Origin of the sequence: Macrococcus equipercicus (assembly GCF_004359525.2) — a bacterium.
GTDB lineage: Bacteria > Bacillota > Bacilli > Staphylococcales > Staphylococcaceae > Macrococcus > Macrococcus equipercicus.
In genome coordinates this window covers 370,994-388,814 of sequence record NZ_SCWC02000002.1, presented here as the reverse complement: position 1 = coordinate 388,814, position 17,821 = coordinate 370,994, and the positions used below count along the sequence as shown (strand labels likewise).

Genomic DNA, 17,821 nt, shown 5'->3' with positions numbered 1-17,821 from the left:
TTTGTTTGTTCTGTTCCCTATTATATGCGAAAATAGTCGTAAATAATAACTTTTTTGGAGGATTATAATGTTTAAGCATTTATTATCATCTATCGGCTTTAACGGCATGACCGTGGATACACTCGTGGCCCGCAGTCAGTTTGATAGACATGAACACGTGACAGGCATCGTCCGTATTGAGCGGGATGACCATCATATTGATCATATCGAGCTGACACTGATTGAACGAGTCCCTAATCATGACGAAACAAGTGAATTTGCGACATATGACCGTGTGCTGGAGAAACTGTCACTGACTGATAATGGTGATGACATTCCTTTCTCATTCCCTGTTCCGGCCCGCATCCAGTCACTGGAGCACGAATTCGTTATTATGACACAGCTGTTCATTGACGGGTCAGTAGATGCAAGTGATGAAGACTATATACAGTTTATTTAAAGACCTGCCTGCCCGGGCGGGTTTTGTTATGCATATAAATAGAACATATGTTCTATTTATAATTGAAAAAGAACATATGTTCTTTTATAATGAAAATATAACTCAGGCTATCACACTTATTTTGAAGGGAAGGATCAAGATGTATGATTATCATCTATGTGAAGAACGCGATGTACTCTGTATTGACCAGAAGAGCTTTTTTGCGAGTGTATCCTGCATGAGCAAAGGGCTGGATCCCTCCAGCGTCAAACTGGCGGTCGTCGCTGATACGAAACGGCAGGGTTCAGTAGTGCTTGCTGCAACGCCGCCGCTGAGAGCGCTCGGAATCAAGACAGGCTCACGGCTGTTTGAAATCCCTCATCATCATGACATCTATATCATCAACCCGTCGATGAAGCTTTATTTGGAAGTCGCGAGCAAGATCACTGAGATTGCCCTGAAGTATGTCGCCCCGGAAGATTTCCATCAGTACAGCATCGATGAATTTTTCATGGATGTGTCCCGCAGCTATGGACGGTTTGCTGATAGTGCCGCGGCATTTGCGGTGATGCTCAAAGACGAAATCTTTCATGCCACGCATATACAGTGCGCCGTCGGTATCGGCTCAAACGTGCTGCTCAGCAAACTTGCCCTCGACTTTGAAGCGAAGAAATCAACCCGCGGCATCGCTGAATGGCGTTATCATGACGTCCCGGAGAAACTCTGGTCGATCGAGCCGCTTCATCAGTTCTGGGGGATTAACCGCCGCATGGAGAAACGCCTGAACCAGAAAGGGATTTTCACGGTCGGGCAGCTGGCGCATTACCCGCATCATTATTTAAAGCGTGATTTCGGTGTCATCGGTGTGGATCTGCATCTGCACGCCAACGGAATCGATACCAGCATCATCCGGGAGAAACATCAGGTGTACAAGCCCTCTATATGCAAGAGTCAGATATTGATGCGTGACTATGCATTTGAGGAGTTGAGAATCGTCTTACTGGAACAGGCGGAGGAAGTCACCTTCAGATTGAGGGCTGAGAACCGTCTGGCGAAGACAATCACATTCGCAGCGGGGTACAGCGATGAGGGGAAAGTGAGCAAGGCCTATACACTCTCCGAAGGAACGAACTTAACGCGCGACGTCTTCCAGGTCATCTGGGGCTTCATGGAGCAGCTGTGCGACCGGAATCGCCGTTATCGTACGCTGTCCGTCACATTGTCGAACTTCATTCCTGAGGAAGACCGTCAGCTGACTCTATTCATCGATGAGTTCAGCCGCAGCAGGGAGGAGCAGCTGGCAAAGACAATCGACCGGCTGAAGAGAAAATATGGCCCGGCAAGTGTCGTCCGTGCCAGCTCCTGTACCGCAGCAGGCACGGCCCTGAAACGCAGCGGGCTGATTGCGGGCCACAAGGCATAACTTGTCTCCTGCTTTCAAATTAGCTACTATGGAAAGGTACACTTCATAAGAAAGCAGGGATAAGATGTATCCAGATGTAGAGGCAACAGTCAACCGAATTAAAGCGCTCGTCCATATTCCGGGACCATCAGGCTTCGCACATGAGGCGGTCCGCTACTGCAGGGAGCTCCTGAGGTCCTATGGTTATACCGTCACAGAGACGAATAAAGGCGGCATACGGGTCACAGTGACAGGCACGGACGATGAACGTCACCGCTTCATGACAGCACACGTCGATACGCTCGGCGCTATGGTCAAAGCGATACTGCCGGACGGCCGGCTTCGTATGACGATGATCGGCGGTTTCAACTGGAACGCAGTAGAAGGGGAATACTGTGAGATTCATAGCGCGGATAAAGTGTTCACGGGGACAATCTGCATGCATGAGACAAGCGTCCATGTGTACCGGGAAGCGACTGACATCAAACGTGATGACACACATATGGAGGTCCGTATCGATGAGCGGACGACCTCTGCTGCAGAGACAGAGGCACTGGGGATCAGTGTCGGTGATTTCATCAGTTTCAGTCCGAGATTCCAGACGACAGACAGCGGCTTCGTCAAATCCCGTCATCTGGATGACAAAGCCAGCGCGGCGATGCTGCTTGAGCTGCTGCGCCACTTAAAAGACGAACAGATAACACTGCCGTACACGACGCATTTCTACTTCTCGAACAATGAGGAGATCGGTTACGGCGGCAACTCCAATGTCCCGGCTCAGGTCGTGGAATATATCGCAGTCGACATGGGGGCGCTCGGTGACGGTCAGGCATCAGACGAGTACACAGTATCCATCTGTGCTAAAGACAGCTCAGGCCCTTATCATTATGAGCTGCGTCAGCATCTCGTCAAGCTGTGCCGGACAAACGACATTAAATACAAAGTGGATATCTATCCGTACTACGGCTCTGATGCCAGTGCAGCGATGCATGCCGGCCATGATGTCAAGCATGCTCTGTTCGGTGCCGGTATCGAGTCCTCCCACGCAATGGAGCGGACGCACAAGGATTCCATCGAACAGACTGAGCACCTGATCTATGCCTATGTCCAGAGTGAATTAGCATAGACAAATAACACACCGTATAGGTGTGTTATTTGTCTAGTGTGCTGAAATCGATGGACGCCAGCAGACCGATCAGCATGCCGATGGTCAGTGAGAGCATCGTACCGAGAAGAATATATTCAGAGCGTTTGTCGACTTTCTCAGGGATGTCCGTTACCGGATCCTGCTTCATATCATTGAACCGCAGAATAGACTTACTCGCGATGATCAGACCGATAGCCGTGTATTCCTTCAGCAGTATAAAGATAATGATCAGCAGTCGTTCCAGGTAACCGATCAAGAGGCCGACATGGTCAGACGCCGGCATCCGGGTTGTACTCATCTTCACCAGTATGAGTTTGATGAACGGCCCGCTGTACATGTACAGGATGAAGCAGAGGAAGTAAAGGATGATGTTCATCAGCATCAGTCCGCCTCCTTGATTGAGTCATGGATCAGCTGTTTCATCCGCGGCTCATACGTCTCATCAAACCGCTCCAGTGACTGCAGAATCAGTGCCAGCTGGCGGGACCGGCCTTTCTTGAGATGGGTGGAGATCGTCGATATGCTCTTCTGAAACGTCTCAGCCAGCTCTTTCTGCGTCGCTGCAGTCAAGTTCATCAAGTAGACTTGCCGCTGCATAGCGGTCTGGGACTGCAGAATATCGGTCAGATAATAGAAAAGGATATCATTGTAGAGCGCTGTGTCCACCGGTGCGGCGAGCTTGAAGTCAACGAGCTCATGAGTCTTGATCTCATCCAGTGCAAGTCTCGCCTGCTTGATCAGTGGATCGTTCCAGTGTTCAAATGAATGGTCCGGCAGTGCCGCTTCTCCGACTGCAATACCGAATTTAACAGGCTGATGGTTAAAAGGCCATAATAATTTGATATAATAGGCAAGTACGAGTGTACTGCTCGGTGAATCACTGACAAAGAACAGTTCGTCCCCCATGCGGAAATTGACATAGGAATGCGGCAGAACAGCAGACCATGCCTCAATACGACGTTCCAGCTTTCTGAGGAAATGACTGATTTCCTCTGTATTATGAAAAGACGTGCTGTGAGAGACGTCCATAATAAAAATGCCGAGCATGAAATCCCCCCTAATATTCGCCTAAATAAACGAATTCGTTAAAATTCTTCTATATAGACGAATTATAACATGTTTCATCAATGAGCGAAGCTATTAGTTAATGCATCAGCCAGTACTCATGTATAATAAATTAAATCAACGGACTTACAAGGAGTTAACAATGAAATTTACAACTTTAACTAGAGAACAATTCGGCGAATTTTGTGACAGTCAGTCGTACAGTCATTTCACGCAGATGGCGGTCAACTATGACTTAAAAACATCAGAAGGCACGGAGACGCATCTTGTCGGTGTCACAGAAGGCGGGCGCATCATTGCCGCAAGCCTGCTGACTGCGGTCCCTGTCCTGAAGACATTCAAGTACTTCTATTCTAACCGCGGCCCGGTGATGGACTACAGCAACAAGGAACTGACGACCTTCTTCTTCACAGAACTGAAGCGCTATGTGAAGCAGCACCGCGCACTGATGCTGCGCGTCGACCCATACGTGCCTTATCAGCGCTGGAACCATGACGGGGAGAAGCTCGAGACTTATCCGTCCGCTTCACTGCTGGAGACACTGCCCGAGCTCGGCTATGACCATCAGGGCTTCACGACCGGATTCCATCCGGTGCATCAGATCCGCTGGCATTCGATTCTTGATCTGACAGGTAAGGATGACAAGCAGGTCTTAAAGGACATGGACAGCCTGCGGAAACGAAATATCAAGAAAGTGCTGAAGAACGGGGTTAAAGTCAGATTCCTTGAGAAAGACGAAATCCAGTTGTTCCGTAATTTCATGAAAGACACAAGCGGTAAGAAGGAATTCCTGGACAGAGACGACAAGTTCTACACAGACCGCATGAAATACTTCGGTGACCGCGTGCTGGTACCACTGGCCTATATCGATTTCAAGACTTATATCCCTGAACTGGAGGCCGAGCAGGACAGGCTGACCAAGGATATAGCGAAAGCAGCTGAGGAGATCGACAAAAAGCCGGACAATAAAAAAGCCGTGAACAAGAAGGAGGCTGCCGAGCAGCAGCTTGCTTCAGTAGAGGAAAAGCTGCTGGAAGCGAAGACACTTCATGCCCAGCACGGCGACACACTGCCGATTGCTGCGTCATTCTTCCTGATCAACCCGTACGAAGTCGTCTATCTGGCAGGGGGGTCATCCAATGAATTCCGTCATTTTGCCGGCTCTTACGCCATCCAGTGGAAGATGATCAACTACGCACTTGACCACCATATCGACCGCTACAATTTCTACGGTATCAGCGGGGACTTCAGTGACCAGGCGGAAGATGCAGGAGTAATCAAGTTCAAAAAAGGTTTCAACGCAGATGTGATTGAATATATCGGTGACTTCGTTGCGCCGATCAATAAGCCTGTCTACAAAGTGTACAGTGCCTTAAAAAGGATCAGAGGATAGCAGAAAGAGAGGAATAAACATGCAGTTTACAGAACTGACTGTCAAGGAATATAGCAACTTTATGTCAACGACGCCGTTGATGAGCCATTACTTCCAGGTCAAGGAGAACATCAAGAACAGAGAGGACGAAGGGTATCCCGTCGTACTGCTTGGTGTCAAACATGATGACGAAGTCATCGCGGCAAGCCTCTTCTCGAAAATTCCGATGTTCGGCAGCTATATGTACTACTCAAACAGAGGACCTGTCCTTGATTTCCGTGATACAGCGCTTGTGACCTTCTATTTCACGTCACTTGACCAGTACTTGAAGCGGCATCAGTGTCTCTCTGTCAAAGTAGACCCGTACTGGCTCTACAAGACATATGACAAGGATGTCAACTACAAGGAGGCCAACGGGACGAATCAGCATATCATCGAGCTTATGAAGTCGCTCGGATATGACCACAGCGGCTATACGAGAGGGTATACGGCTGATTCGCAGGTCAGATGGATGAGCGTCCTGTATCTGGATAACGAAACACCGGCGTCTATCATGAAACAGTTTGACAGCCAGCGTAAACGAAATGTAAAAAAATCCCAGAAATATGGCGTTAAAGTCCGTCTGCTCGGCACAGATGAAGTCGAGCAGTTTCTGGAATTATACAAAGAAACAGAAGAGCGGACCGGTATGATTGCCCGGGACGATGACTATTTCCGTCAGTTCGCGGATAATTACGGCAGTAAAGTCATCATGCCGCTTGCTTATATTGATCTGGATGACTATATCAGAACTACATCTGCTGAACTGAACGGTGCAGAAGCTAAGCGCGACCAGATGATGATGCACGATAACAAAAGCGATAAACTCATTAAAAAGATCGCTGAGCTCGATAAACAGATTGATCAGCTGCAGCAGACTCTGCTGGATACACATGAACTGAAAAAAACAGACGGCAGCATTTTAAACCTGGCGGCCGGAATGTATTTTGAGAACAACTTTGAGCTCAATTATTTCTCAGGCGGTTCAAGCAGCAAATACAGCCATTTCATGGGTCCGTATGCAATGCACTGGCATATGATTAATTACTGTTTTGAACATGGTTATCATCGTTATAATTTTTACGGTGTGTCCGGCGATTTCTCAGAATCCGGCGAAGATTACGGCGTCTATCAGTTTAAGCGCGGATTCAATGCCCAGATAGAAGAGCTTGTCGGTGATTTCACGAAGACCATCAACAAACCGAAGCAGAAACTTTATCAGGCGGCCGGTAAAGCAGGACGCGGCTTCAGAAAAGTTCAGCGGAAACTGCTGCGCAGAAACAACTAGCTGAATATAGAAATAAATAAGGATGAAGCTGTCCTTATTTATTTTTTAATATTCTAGTTTACATAATATATATTATAGGAAGTTATATGTATAAAAGAAAACAGTCATTTCACTTGCCCTTCTTCATCATAAAAATCACACATCCACCATTTGATGGATGTGTGATTATCATTACTTCATATCATCCAGTTCATAGACAGCAATCGTGCCGGACATTTCATGACTCGCAAGTAACAATGGTTTATCAACTGGTGACTGCTCTTTAGGAATAAATGTGATGCCTTCAGGTGAAATGTCAGCTGACTTGAAATAAGTCTCGAACTCAGGTTTTACTGGCTGATCGATGTTATAAACCATGATGCCGCCGGTGCGTTCAAGGCCAATAAATGCATACTGATGGCTGCCGATCATGCCGACAGTCACGGATTCAGGCTCAGGGCCTTTGTCATCACTTCTAGAATCAAAGTCAATCTTACCCGGTTTCTCCTGGTTACTATTGAATGCAGTCGGCCATGCACGAGCAGTAATAGTTTCAAAGTCGTCACCGCTGTCATATACCCGCTTCATAGAATCCGCTTCGATGACCGAGAATGAGCGCCCTCCGAACGTGATCACAGCATTGTACTTGCCGTCTTTTCCGGTAAAAGGATTGTTGATCGAAGTTTTAAGACGGGCCAATGCGCTTTTATCCTCTAAAATACCCGGCTGAAAACCTTTGAAGTAAGACGAGGCTGTATTGTACTGGTCTGCGATATCTCCTACGCGGGTCTCTTCGCTGAATCCCGGATAATCCTGGGTGTCCCCTTCATTCGCCGTCAGCAGGTAGGTCCTGCCTTTGTAGTCGACGTGACTGACACCATCCGGCTGCAGCATACCGTATACAGGATAGTTCTGCATATTGATGGCGCTGTCTTTATCTGAGGCATCCATCTTCGCCTTATGATGGTAACTCTTATAGCCGAGGCTCTTGACTGAGACAATAGCTTCGGTCTGAAGATCCACTTTAGCGATAGCGTTCCTTTCCTGTATTGTCACATAGGCGAACCTGTTCTTCCGGTCAATCGTCACATACTCAGGCTCCAGGTTGAGAAAACTTTCTCTCGCATTTCTTCCGAGTGCCCGTACGTCGGACGGAATCATCTTAGGATTGAAATAACAGGTCTTCGCATGCTGCTGCTTGATGACACCAGTTTTATTGGTTTGGATGATGGAGATGGAACCTTCCGGATTAATCGTATAGGCATCATTCGGCTCCCCTTCATTAGCGGCGACCAGCTGTCTGCCGTCACTTGTAAACGTCAGCATGTCAGGCAGTGCCCCTACTTCCACCTGACTCAGAAACTCCCCGTCCATGGACATGAAAATGACATGGCCGTTATCCGTCTTAGCGGCAGCCGGCACGCTGACAGCAATGTAGCGATGGCTCGGATGAACGGCGACACTTGTGATGTCAGAACCTGCGGCATTGAAATCCTTGAGCAGCACCCGTTTGTACAGCGGGAACTGACCCGCCTTCAACTGGGACGCATCCAGAATATCAAGGGCGTTCAGAGCACCGTTGATGGAGTACGCGCGTTTGTACTTCTTGTCATAGGCTACGATCTCCGTGCCGCTTTCCCCGTAATCTGTCTGTGAATCATAACGCGCCAGCTGAGAGACTTTGATATGCGAGCCTGCGTAGGATGATACAGAGGCCGCTTCTGCTGCCGGTGCGAGCAGCACCGCTGAGAGCGAGGCTGCTGCTATTAACTTCACTGCTTTATTCATATGTTCTCCTCCAATGACTGTGATCCTTCCATTGTAGACGCCGCATGTAAAGCATGAATGAACATTGTAAATACTCAGTAAACAAACCAATAAATTTTCCAAAAAAAAAGAATGCCTGTACAGGCATTCATGTTCTATCTTACGTCTGTATCGTTATAACGTGCTCTGTTCTGCTTGTCTTCAAATGCCTGTCTTTCCTCGGCAGCGCGCCGCTCTCTCCGCTTTCGGTCACGGCTGTCTTTAGTGACATACCAGAAGATTGCACTGAGTATGAGTGAGATGACAGTCAGAAAGACCGCATAGCCGAGTAACGCAGGATACTTGATATCGAAGAAATTCGGCAGAATGAACGCACATATTGCTAAAACGATAAATGTAAAGACAGGTGCCAGTATGAACTTGTTCATGAAAAGACCGAATACAAGTGATAATAGCAGCATACCGATAATCGTGATCAGTAGAAAGTTCGGTATATCCGTATAGCTGATGTCTCCTAAAATATACATATCATGTCCTCCTTTTATGGTGCTCTACATTGATTAATTACCTGATTCCTGTTATCTAAACATTATGTGATAACTTTAAGATTATTCAGAGGTTTCAGTAAATTAGCAGTGCTTTATCGGAAACCGAACGGTATAATTGATTCATAGAGCAGAGAGGAGAGTTAAACATGAGTTTACCATTAAGAAAAGATGTGGATGTTAAAGAAACGTGGGACTTGAGTCCCTTGTTCAGCAGTGATGATGCATTCTACAGCAGTCTGGCAGAGACGACGGCTGCAGTCAGCGCCTTCAACAAAGAATATCAAGGCAGATTGACTGATGCGGCCGTTATCGAGGAGATGCTGAGCAGGCTTGCGGCTCTTGAAATTGAGCTGGACCGACTGGCCAACTATGCATCCCTCAACTTAAGCACCGATCAGTCCAATGCGGAGGCACAGCGGCTTTACAGTAAGTTCGATTCTTCTTACAGCGAGATCGCAAGCCTGCTGTCGTTTGTTGATTCAGAGCTTCTGCAGCTGGATGAAGCAGTGCTCCAGGAAGTGAAGGATACGACAGCCAGCTACAAGCGCTACATAGAGAAGCTGTTAAAGAAGAAGCCTTATCAGCTCCATCCTGAAGTCGAGAAAGTGCTTGCTGCCTTCTCTTCTACCTTTAACGCACCTTATAACTTCTATGACACGACGAAGCTGCTTGATATCGACTTCGGGACATTTGAAGCGCACGGCAGGGAGATCCCGCTAAGCTACGTGTCATTTGAAGGCGAGCTTGAAGTCGATTCTGACCCGGTCGTCAGAAGAAATGCCTTCAGAAAGTTCTCAGATACACTGAAGAAATACGAGAACACAACGGCTAAAACGTATGACATGGCAGTCCAGCAGGAGAAAACAGAGTCCAGACTGCGCGGTTTTGACTCCGTTATTGATTTCCTGCTGGAAAGACAGGAAGTTTCACGTGATTTATACAACCGGCAGATCGACCTCATCACGACCGAACTGGCACCGCATATGCGGCGTTATGCCAGGCTGCTGAAGCGGACGAACGGTCTTGAGGAAATGCGGTTTGAAGACTTGAAGATCTCCCTGGACGAAAGCTATGAACCTGAGATTACAGTCGAAGAGTCAAGAGACTACATCCGAAAAGGTCTGGCGGTCATGGGTGAAGACTACATGAAGCTGGTGGAAGCGGCCTACGATAACCGCTACATTGACTTTGCTCAGAATAAAGGCAAATCAACAGGTGCCTTCTGTGCGAGCCCTTATGCGACGAATCCGTTCATCCTGATTTCATGGACGTCCAAAATGACAGAAGTGTTCGTCCTGGCACACGAGTTAGGTCATGCGGGCCACTTCAACCTGGCCAACAAGCATCAGAACATCTTTGATGCCAGCAGCTCCATGTACTTTGTAGAGGCGCCGAGTACAGCCAATGAAATGCTGATGGCCAACTATTTGCTGAGTGAGTCAGATGACCCGAAATTCAAGCGCTGGGTTATTTCGACTATTATCTCCAGAACGTATTATCACAACTTCGTCACTCACCTGCTTGAGGCGGCCTACCAGCGCGAAGTCTACAACCGTGTTGATGCCGGCGAGAATATGACGGCTCCTGTATTGAATGCCATCAAGAAAGATGTCATCGCATCATTCTGGGGAGATGCCGCTGAGATAACAGAAGGTGCTGAACTGACATGGATGAGACAGCCGCATTACTATATGGGATTATATCCTTATACGTATTCAGCAGGCCTGACGATCTCAACATTGATGGCGAAGCGTATTCTCGAAGAAGGAGAGCCCGCAGTCAACGACTGGATTGAAGTGCTGAAGGCAGGCGGCAGCAGACCTCCTGTAGAACTTGCAAAGATGGTCGGCATCGACTTATCGACTGATCAGCCATTAAAAGAAACGATCGCCTACATCGGTTCTCTCATCGATGAACTCGAGCGGCTGACAGCTGAAATAGAAGCAGCAGAATAACTGAATCCCTCCATCACTGATGATGGAGGGATCATTTTAGTTTTTCTTCAGTTCTTCAGCAGCTTTCAGCCGTCTGGCATCTTCTTCTTTGACAATAGCTATCTGTCTTCTGAAGACATAGAAGGCGAGTAATACACCGATGCCTAAAAAAGGCAGCCATATTAAATCAGGGGAATTCATCAGCCCGTTAAAACGCACGAGCATAAAAAAGAACAGCATCCACATCAAACTGAGAAAAAGAACGAAAATCTTGTCATCCTGCTTCATGACAACCTCCAATTTAGTATAAATACTTATAATATAAAAACTTAATTTTATTCATATATTCCCTTTTTTATCATGCTTTAAACTCTAAAAAATAATTGGACATAAAAAGCGCGGCACATCCATTGACAGTTAAATGAATGTGCCGGGTCATTATATTATACCGGATAGACACCATGCTTTTTACGGGCTGACTTCTGGAATTTACTATCGAGTGACGCATACTGGTCAATTAATATTTCCCTCAGATGATCAGGATCAACGATGTCGTCAATCACCAGCTCACTTGCCAGCCGGTAAATATCAATATCATCCTTATACTCATCCTGCTTCTGCTTGATGAACGCCGGACGTTCTTCTTCAGCCAGCTCAGCAATCTTGTTGGCATATACCGCATTGACGGCAGCTTCCGGTCCCATGACGGCGATGGACGCAGTGGGCAGTGCGATGCTGTAATCCGGCTCAAAAGCCGGTCCTGCCATTGCATAGAGCCCGGCGCCGTATGCTTTACGGATGACAACGGATATTTTCGGTACAGTGGCGCTGCTCATCGCAAACAGCATCTTCGCGCCGTGCCTGATGATACCTGCACGTTCCACCTGTGTGCCGATCATAAAGCCCGGGATATCCATCAGGAATAACAGCGGAATATTGAATGAATCGCACAGGTTGATGAACTTCGCCGCCTTATCCGCTGAATCCGGGAACAGGACGCCGCCTTTCATCCGCGGCTGATTGGCAATGATGCCGACTGGTTTGCCGTCAATTCTGGCAAGCCCGGTGATCAACTCGCGGGCAAACAGTTTCTTGATCTCCAGGAATGAACCCTCATCAATCAGCTGGTTGATGACATCCATCATATTGAGCGGTGCGTTCTGGTTGTCAGGAATAAGAGCGGACAAAGTCTTGTCAGTCGCTTTAACCGCCTTCGATTCAACAGTATTTGGCAGCTCATTGAAGTTCTGCGGGAAATAGGCCATATAGTCTCTTGCAAACGTCAGTGCTTCTTCCTCTGACTTGACAAGCACATCACCGCAGCCTGACACTGAACAGTGCATTTTAGCGCCGCCCATCTCTTCCAGTGTCACTTTCTCGCCGATGACTTTCTCGGCCATACGCGGTGAACCTAAATACATCGATGCGTTGCCTTCCACCATGACGACCACATCACAGAATGCCGGAATATAGGCGCCTCCTGCAGCAGACGGACCGAATAACAGGCAGAGCTGCGGCACTTTACCGCTCATGTCAATCTGATTGTAGAAAATGCGGCCCGCGCCACGACGCCCCGGGAACATCTCAATCTGGTCCGTAATTCTCGCACCGGCTGAATCTACCAGGTAGAGCATCGGAATATTTAATTTCATCGCCTTCTCCTGAATGCGGATCATCTTCTCAACCGTTCTTTTCCCCCATGAGCCGGCTTTGATGGTTGAGTCATTCGCCAGAAAGGCAACAGAGCGGCCGTGAATCTTGCCGATGCCCGTTATAACGCCGTCAGCCGGCAGGTCTGCTGCCATATGATTGGCGAAGCGGGCATCTTCTATGAAACGACCGTCATCAAATAACAGCTCAAGACGCTTTCTGACAAACAGTTTACCTTTTGCGCTGTTGGCTTCATGATATTTTTCCTTGCCCCCTGCTTCAATCTTCTCAATTCTTTCATTGAACTCCACGTTATCCCTACTTCCCCTTATAATTTGGTTTCCGCTTCTCCTTGAATGCCTGCAATCCTTCAATACGATCTTCAGAATTCAGCACAAGGTCATAGCATTCACGTTCATAGTGCAGACCATCTGCGAGCGGCAGGTCCAGCGCTCTGTTCACAGCTTTTTTTGCCGCTGTGACAGCAAGCGGTGCATTCTTTGAGATGCGTTCCGCAAGTTTAATGGCGCTCTCCACTACATCAGCTGACACCTCTTCCAGCAGGCCGAGCTCAAGTGCGGTATCAGCAGACACCGGCTCTGCGGTGAATATCAGCTCTTTTGCTCTGGATGGGCCGGCAAGTCTTGTCAGCCTCTGTGTACCGCCCGCTCCCGGAATGATGCCAAGCGACGTTTCAGTGAGTCCGATTTCAGCATCCGGCACTGCCAGCCTGAAGTCACAGGCAAGTGCCAGTTCCAGTCCGCCGCCATATGCACCGCCGTTCAGTGCGGCGATTGTGACATACGGCAGCTCTTCGATCATGCTGATCTTTCTGCCGATGTTCACACTCGTCTCATCTGCTTCTTCAGGCGTCATGCCGAGACGCTCCTTTAAATCCGCTCCTGCACAGAATGCCTTGCCTGCCCCTGTAATGATCAGCACCCGTGTGTCCAGATGATGCAGCACGTCCTGCAGTTCTAAAAGCAGTTCCCGGTTCAGGGCATTCCTGCTTGCCGGCCGGTTCAAAGTCAGTAGCGTGATGTAATCGCTGTACTGATTAATTTCTATAAGTGCCATCCCGCTCCCCCCTGTACTTTCTCAGCTGACTGCTTAAGTTCGTGAAGTTCAGTGCCCGTGAAATATAGTCCGCAGTCATGAGCAGCTGCTCCATATTGATGCCTGTCGCGATATTCAGCTCATTCATCATGTAGACGACATCCTCTGTCGCGACATTGCCCGACGCCCCTTCAGCATATGGGCATCCGCCCAAGCCGCCGACTGATGCATCAAACACCGCGATGCCGTGCTGCAGACTGGCATAAATATTAGCGAGCGCAAGACCATTGGTGTCATGAAAGTGCATCGCTATCTTCTCACGCGGGAAGGACTTCAGCAGCTCACTGAGCACAGCATCCACCTGCTGCGGATTCGCCACCCCCGTCGTATCTCCGAGCGAAATTTCATAGACACCGAGCTCATAGAGCGCGGCCATCAGTTCCTTCACGGTGCCCAGGCTCACGTCGTCTCCAAACGGTGAGCCGAAGACCATGGAAATATAGGCCCGTATTTGATAGCGTCCGTTACTTCTCTCGGTGACTTGTTTAATGTCGTCCAGCGCTTCCGCAGTGGATTTATTCAAGTTCTTGCTGTTATGGACTTCAGAAGCCGAGATGAAGACGGCTATTTCCTGCAGCCGGGTCGCTTCCGCCCGTGCCATACCTTTGATGTTCGGCACGAGAGCGCTGAACCGGGCATGGCCGGTCAGACGCTGCAGCAGTTCATCTGCATCGCTGAGCTGCGGCATCCATTTAGGATGGACAAAGGAAGTGGCTTCGATATAAGATAAGCCGCTTGCCTCCAGCATCCCGATCAACTTCAGTTTGACTTCCAGCGGTACTGTCTGTGTTTCGTTCTGAAGTCCGTCGCGGGGACCGACTTCCTTGATGACCACTTGAGCTGGCAGCATAAAGATCCCCCTTATTCAATAATCGCGACGATATCCCCTTCGTTGACAAAGTCCCCTTCAGCGACTTTGAGCTCCTTGATCGTCCCTTCATCTTCAGCCATGATCGGAATCTCCATCTTCATGGATTCCAGGATCATGATGTCCTCATCCATCTCTACTGTGTCTCCGACTGCTTTGACAATTTTCCACACGCTTCCTGACATCGTTGCTAATACTTCCATCGGTATCATCCTCTTCTGTTGTAATGTTAACTACTTGGACGGCTTCGCCACTATTTGTTCTTCAATGAAATTCGTCGTATATTTGCCGGAACGGAACACTGCGTTCGTCAGACAGTCAATCAGCATCAAGCGGTTCGTCTTAATGCCTTCAATCTCCAGCTGCTCAAGATATGCGGTGAGCGACTCGATGGCTTCATCCCGCGTTTCCTGATGACAGATGATCTTGGCAATCATCGGGTCATAGAACGGTGTGATTTTGATTGGACCGTCAATCGCTGCATCCAGTCTGATATCGCCTGACGGCCACTTAATGTGAGTGATCTCACCGGGTGACGGGAAGAAGGTCTTCGGATCTTCCGCGTAAAGCCTCAGCTCGATGGAATGCCCGGATTGTTTGACGTCCTCCTGTTTGATTTCAAGCGGTTCGTCATTAGCGATCTTCAGCTGCCAGTACACCAGGTCAACGCCTGTCGTCTCTTCCGTCACCGGGTGCTCCACCTGCAGCCGTGTGTTCATCTCAAGGAAGTAGAAGTTCTCGTCCTTGTCGACTAAAAACTCTACTGTACCGGCATTGTAGTAGCCGATCGCTTCAGCAATCTTCACTGCTGTCGCGCCCATTTTCTCACGCGTCTCCTGCGTCAGGTCGGCACTTGGTGATTCTTCGATGACTTTCTGATGGCGGCGCTGTACTGAGCATTCACGTTCGTACAGGTGGATCGTGTGCCCATGCTTATCAGCCAGCACCTGTATTTCAATGTGACGCGGCTGTTCGATGAATTTCTCGATGAACATCGCGCCGTTGCCGAAGAAGTTCTCCGCGCGGCGCTGGTTGCTCTCAAATGCCTTCTCCAGCTTAGCCGGGTCATCGATGCGCTGCATACCGATACCGCCTCCGCCTGCACTTGCTTTCAGCATGACCGGATAGCCGATCTCGTCAGCGAACTGTTTCGCGGCTGCTGCATCGGCGATATCATTGTTGCCCGGCACGAGCGGGATGCCGTGCTGCGCCATCAGCAGGCGTGAAGCGATTTTGTCTCCCATCTGCTCGATCGCTTCAGGACTCGGGCCGATGAATGTAATGCCGTGATCACGGCAGGCATTGACGAATGCGATGTTTTCACTGAGCAGGCCGTATCCCGGGTGGATGGCATCCACATCATGTTTCTTGGCCGCTGCAATGATTTTATCGATATTTAAGTAGCTGTCCTTCACCTGGTCCTTACCGATCAGTTCTGCGACATCCGCTTCGCTGACAAAAGGCATATGCCGGTCCGCTTCCGTATAGACAGCGACTGTTCTGATGTTCTGTGCCTTGCATCCTCTGATGATTCTTCTGGCGATTTCTCCGCGGTTGGCAATCAATACACTTTTAAACACGTTAATCCTCCTCTTTCGCTATGAATTCCTGTGCCAGTTCCCTGAGTTTGAACTTCTGTATTTTACCGGATGCTGTCATCGGGTATTCTGTGACAAACTCAATGTATCTCGGAATCTTATAATGGGCGATCCTGCCCTGATAGTACGTCTTGACGTCATCTGCCGACAGTTCATGATGATCTTTCAGGATGATATAGGCAATGAGCTCTTCGCCGTACTTCGCGTCCGGTACGCCGACGACCTGTGCATCCTGAATAGCCGGATGTTCATACAAGTACTCTTCAATTTCACGCGGATAAATATTCTCTCCCCCGCGGATGACCATATCTTTGATGTGGCCGGTGATCGAAAAGTAGCCGTTGTCGTCCATGACTGCAATATCACCTGTATGCAGCCAGCCGTCATGATCAATAGCAGCAGCAGTCGCCTCAGGATTTTTGTAATAACCTTTCATGACAAGGTAACCCCGTGTCACAAGCTCACCCGGTGTGCCCGGCGGTACTTCCTCTCCTGTCTCCGGGTTAATGACCCGCGCCTCTACGTTCGGATGGACTTTGCCGACAGAGGAGACTTTCAGTTCGATCGGATCATCAGTCGTCGTCTGCGTGATGACCGGTGACGATTCAGTCTGACCGTAGCAGATGGTGATTTCATTCGCTCCCATCTCGGACATGACTTTTTTCATCACTTCAACCGGGCAGATGGACCCTGCCATAATTCCTGTTCTGAGCGACTGTGTATTATAGCTGCTGAAGTTAGGTGTGTTCAATTCCGCGATGAACATCGTCGGCACACCGAGGAGACTAGTGCAGCGGTGATCCTGAACAGCCTGCAGCACAGTATCCGGTTTGAAGCTTTCGATGATCACCATCGCCGCCCCGTGGTTCACTGCAGCAAGGACACCCAGCACGCAGCCGAAGCAGTGGAAAAATGGCACCGGGATACAGACGATGTCGTCCGGCGAATAGTTCATCCGCCCGCCGATGATGCTGCCGTTGTTCACGATGTTGTAGTGCGTCAGCATGACCCCTTTCGGAAATCCGGTCGTCCCGGACGTATACTGGATGTTGATAACATCTCTGAAGTCAAGCGACTGGACGCGTTCTTGAAATGCTTCGGCCGTCACAGTGCTGCGATTAAGCTGCTGCCAGCTGACGAAGCGGTCATCTTCAAAGTCGCGCATCGCAACCACGGTCTTCATCCGGGGAAGCACTGCCGACTGAATCATATGGCCGTTGTTTCCTGCAAGCTCAGGCACGAGTTCAAGGACAATGTCCCTGTAGTTCGTCCGTGAGACCTGCTCGGTCAAGATCAGCATTTTTGCATCGGACTGACTCAAAATGTATTCAAGTTCAGTTTTCTGATAACTTGTATTGATTGTGACGAGCACCGCACCGATTTTTGCGAGCGCAAACATCAGCTGCAGCCATTCTTCCTTGTTGTCGCTCCAGACGGCTACATGGTCCCCTTGTTCAATGCCATACGCCATGAGGGACCTGCCGAGCGCATCTGTCTCCTCGTCAAACGTCCGGTATGATTTAGTGACGCTGCGTTCAGGGTAAATATAGGCGGTCTGCTCGGGGTTTTCCTGTGCCTTAGCTTTCAGCAGCTGACCGACTGTCTGTTCCTTGAGCCCCATCTCCATGTT

At 49.0% G+C, this 17,821-nt stretch carries 17 protein-coding genes; 6 read left to right on the top strand and 11 right to left on the bottom strand.

Annotated elements, in window-relative coordinates:
- Positions 1–67 precede the first annotated feature (67 nt).
- From ERX35_RS04595 to ERX35_RS04585, 3 genes are all read left to right on the top strand, one after another.
- Positions 68–439: a sporulation protein gene (locus tag ERX35_RS04595; protein WP_149458738.1), complete on the top strand. Its 372-nt coding sequence runs from the start codon at positions 68–70 to the stop codon at positions 437–439.
- A gap of 139 nt (positions 440–578) precedes the next feature.
- Complete coding sequence (locus ERX35_RS04590) at positions 579–1,841, top strand: Y-family DNA polymerase (RefSeq protein WP_149458737.1); 1,263 nt, start codon at positions 579–581, stop codon at positions 1,839–1,841.
- A 64-nt stretch (positions 1,842–1,905) separates the two neighbouring features.
- Positions 1,906–2,946 (top strand): M42 family metallopeptidase, encoded by a 1,041-nt coding sequence (locus ERX35_RS04585; protein ID WP_149458736.1) that lies wholly within the window; start codon positions 1,906–1,908, stop codon positions 2,944–2,946.
- Between the two features lie 25 nt (positions 2,947–2,971).
- Here the strand turns inward: ERX35_RS04585 and ERX35_RS04580 are convergent, their stop codons facing one another.
- Positions 2,972–3,349, bottom strand: coding sequence for a hypothetical protein (locus ERX35_RS04580; RefSeq protein WP_149458735.1), 378 nt, complete (start codon positions 3,347–3,349; stop codon positions 2,972–2,974).
- Positions 3,349–4,014 (bottom strand): virulence RhuM family protein, encoded by a 666-nt coding sequence (locus ERX35_RS04575; protein WP_149458734.1) that lies wholly within the window; start codon positions 4,012–4,014, stop codon positions 3,349–3,351. The genes ERX35_RS04580 and ERX35_RS04575 overlap by 1 nt, the downstream gene beginning before the upstream one ends.
- 160 nt (positions 4,015–4,174) lie before the next feature.
- Here ERX35_RS04575 and ERX35_RS04570 point away from each other — a divergent pair, with 160 nt between their 5' ends.
- Positions 4,175–5,425 carry an aminoacyltransferase gene (locus ERX35_RS04570; protein WP_149458733.1) on the top strand — a complete coding sequence of 417 codons (1,251 nt, stop codon included), beginning with the start codon at positions 4,175–4,177 and terminating at the stop codon, positions 5,423–5,425.
- Between the two features lie 19 nt (positions 5,426–5,444).
- Positions 5,445–6,731: an aminoacyltransferase gene (locus tag ERX35_RS04565; protein WP_149458732.1), complete on the top strand. Its 1,287-nt coding sequence runs from the start codon at positions 5,445–5,447 to the stop codon at positions 6,729–6,731.
- Between the two features lie 171 nt (positions 6,732–6,902).
- Here the strand turns inward: ERX35_RS04565 and ERX35_RS04560 are convergent, their stop codons facing one another.
- Both ERX35_RS04560 and ERX35_RS04555 read right to left on the bottom strand, forming a co-directional pair.
- Positions 6,903–8,498, bottom strand: coding sequence for a choice-of-anchor I family protein (locus ERX35_RS04560; RefSeq protein WP_149458731.1), 1,596 nt, complete (start codon positions 8,496–8,498; stop codon positions 6,903–6,905).
- A 134-nt stretch (positions 8,499–8,632) separates the two neighbouring features.
- On the bottom strand, positions 8,633–9,004 hold the full coding sequence (locus tag ERX35_RS04555; protein WP_246143116.1) for a hypothetical protein: 372 nt from the start codon (positions 9,002–9,004) through the stop codon (positions 8,633–8,635).
- A gap of 167 nt (positions 9,005–9,171) precedes the next feature.
- Between ERX35_RS04555 and pepF the strand changes: the two genes are divergently transcribed.
- Complete coding sequence (gene pepF / locus ERX35_RS04550) at positions 9,172–10,980, top strand: oligoendopeptidase F (protein ID WP_149458730.1); 1,809 nt, start codon at positions 9,172–9,174, stop codon at positions 10,978–10,980.
- A 36-nt stretch (positions 10,981–11,016) separates the two neighbouring features.
- On the opposite strand, the gene ERX35_RS04545 is transcribed toward pepF, so the two are convergent.
- The 7 genes from ERX35_RS04545 to ERX35_RS04515 form a co-directional block, all read right to left on the bottom strand.
- On the bottom strand, positions 11,017–11,247 hold the full coding sequence (locus tag ERX35_RS04545; RefSeq protein ID WP_149458729.1) for a hypothetical protein: 231 nt from the start codon (positions 11,245–11,247) through the stop codon (positions 11,017–11,019).
- A 155-nt stretch (positions 11,248–11,402) separates the two neighbouring features.
- On the bottom strand, positions 11,403–12,920 hold the full coding sequence (locus ERX35_RS04540; protein WP_149458728.1) for an acyl-CoA carboxylase subunit beta: 1,518 nt from the start codon (positions 12,918–12,920) through the stop codon (positions 11,403–11,405).
- Between the two features lie 7 nt (positions 12,921–12,927).
- Positions 12,928–13,686: an enoyl-CoA hydratase-related protein gene (locus ERX35_RS04535; protein WP_149458727.1), complete on the bottom strand. Its 759-nt coding sequence runs from the start codon at positions 13,684–13,686 to the stop codon at positions 12,928–12,930.
- Complete coding sequence (locus tag ERX35_RS04530; RefSeq protein WP_149458726.1) at positions 13,667–14,575, bottom strand: hydroxymethylglutaryl-CoA lyase; 909 nt, start codon at positions 14,573–14,575, stop codon at positions 13,667–13,669. Before ERX35_RS04530 ends, ERX35_RS04535 begins: the two co-directional genes overlap by 20 nt.
- Before the next feature lie 11 nt (positions 14,576–14,586).
- Positions 14,587–14,796 (bottom strand): acetyl-CoA carboxylase biotin carboxyl carrier protein subunit, encoded by a 210-nt coding sequence (locus tag ERX35_RS04525; RefSeq protein ID WP_149458725.1) that lies wholly within the window; start codon positions 14,794–14,796, stop codon positions 14,587–14,589.
- Between the two features lie 30 nt (positions 14,797–14,826).
- Positions 14,827–16,173: an acetyl-CoA carboxylase biotin carboxylase subunit gene (locus ERX35_RS04520; RefSeq protein ID WP_149458724.1), complete on the bottom strand. Its 1,347-nt coding sequence runs from the start codon at positions 16,171–16,173 to the stop codon at positions 14,827–14,829.
- Position 16,174: 1 nt separating this feature from the next.
- A complete protein-coding gene (locus ERX35_RS04515; RefSeq protein WP_149458851.1) occupies positions 16,175–17,812 on the bottom strand; it encodes an AMP-binding protein in 1,638 nt (545 codons plus the stop codon).
- Positions 17,813–17,821 lie beyond the last annotated feature (9 nt).

Bases quoted from the DNA above. Each gene is read 5' to 3' on its own strand.
- ERX35_RS04515 (WP_149458851.1), bottom strand. From the start codon at position 17,812: ATGGGGCTCAAGGAACAGACAGTCGGTCAGCTGCTGAAAGCTAAGGCA.
- pepF (WP_149458730.1), top strand. From the start codon at position 9,172: ATGAGTTTACCATTAAGAAAAGATGTGGATGTTAAAGAAACGTGGGAC.
- ERX35_RS04590 (WP_149458737.1), top strand. From the start codon at position 579: ATGTATGATTATCATCTATGTGAAGAACGCGATGTACTCTGTATTGAC.
- ERX35_RS04575 (WP_149458734.1), bottom strand. From the start codon at position 4,014: ATGCTCGGCATTTTTATTATGGACGTCTCTCACAGCACGTCTTTTCAT.
- ERX35_RS04555 (WP_246143116.1), bottom strand. From the start codon at position 9,004: ATGTATATTTTAGGAGACATCAGCTATACGGATATACCGAACTTTCTA.
- ERX35_RS04580 (WP_149458735.1), bottom strand. From the start codon at position 3,349: ATGCTGATGAACATCATCCTTTACTTCCTCTGCTTCATCCTGTACATG.
- ERX35_RS04595 (WP_149458738.1), top strand. From the start codon at position 68: ATGTTTAAGCATTTATTATCATCTATCGGCTTTAACGGCATGACCGTG.
- ERX35_RS04535 (WP_149458727.1), bottom strand. From the start codon at position 13,686: ATGGCACTTATAGAAATTAATCAGTACAGCGATTACATCACGCTACTG.
- ERX35_RS04565 (WP_149458732.1), top strand. From the start codon at position 5,445: ATGCAGTTTACAGAACTGACTGTCAAGGAATATAGCAACTTTATGTCA.
- ERX35_RS04525 (WP_149458725.1), bottom strand. From the start codon at position 14,796: ATGGAAGTATTAGCAACGATGTCAGGAAGCGTGTGGAAAATTGTCAAA.
- ERX35_RS04585 (WP_149458736.1), top strand. From the start codon at position 1,906: ATGTATCCAGATGTAGAGGCAACAGTCAACCGAATTAAAGCGCTCGTC.
- ERX35_RS04560 (WP_149458731.1), bottom strand. From the start codon at position 8,498: ATGAATAAAGCAGTGAAGTTAATAGCAGCAGCCTCGCTCTCAGCGGTG.
- ERX35_RS04530 (WP_149458726.1), bottom strand. From the start codon at position 14,575: ATGCTGCCAGCTCAAGTGGTCATCAAGGAAGTCGGTCCCCGCGACGGA.
- ERX35_RS04545 (WP_149458729.1), bottom strand. From the start codon at position 11,247: ATGAAGCAGGATGACAAGATTTTCGTTCTTTTTCTCAGTTTGATGTGG.
- ERX35_RS04570 (WP_149458733.1), top strand. From the start codon at position 4,175: ATGAAATTTACAACTTTAACTAGAGAACAATTCGGCGAATTTTGTGAC.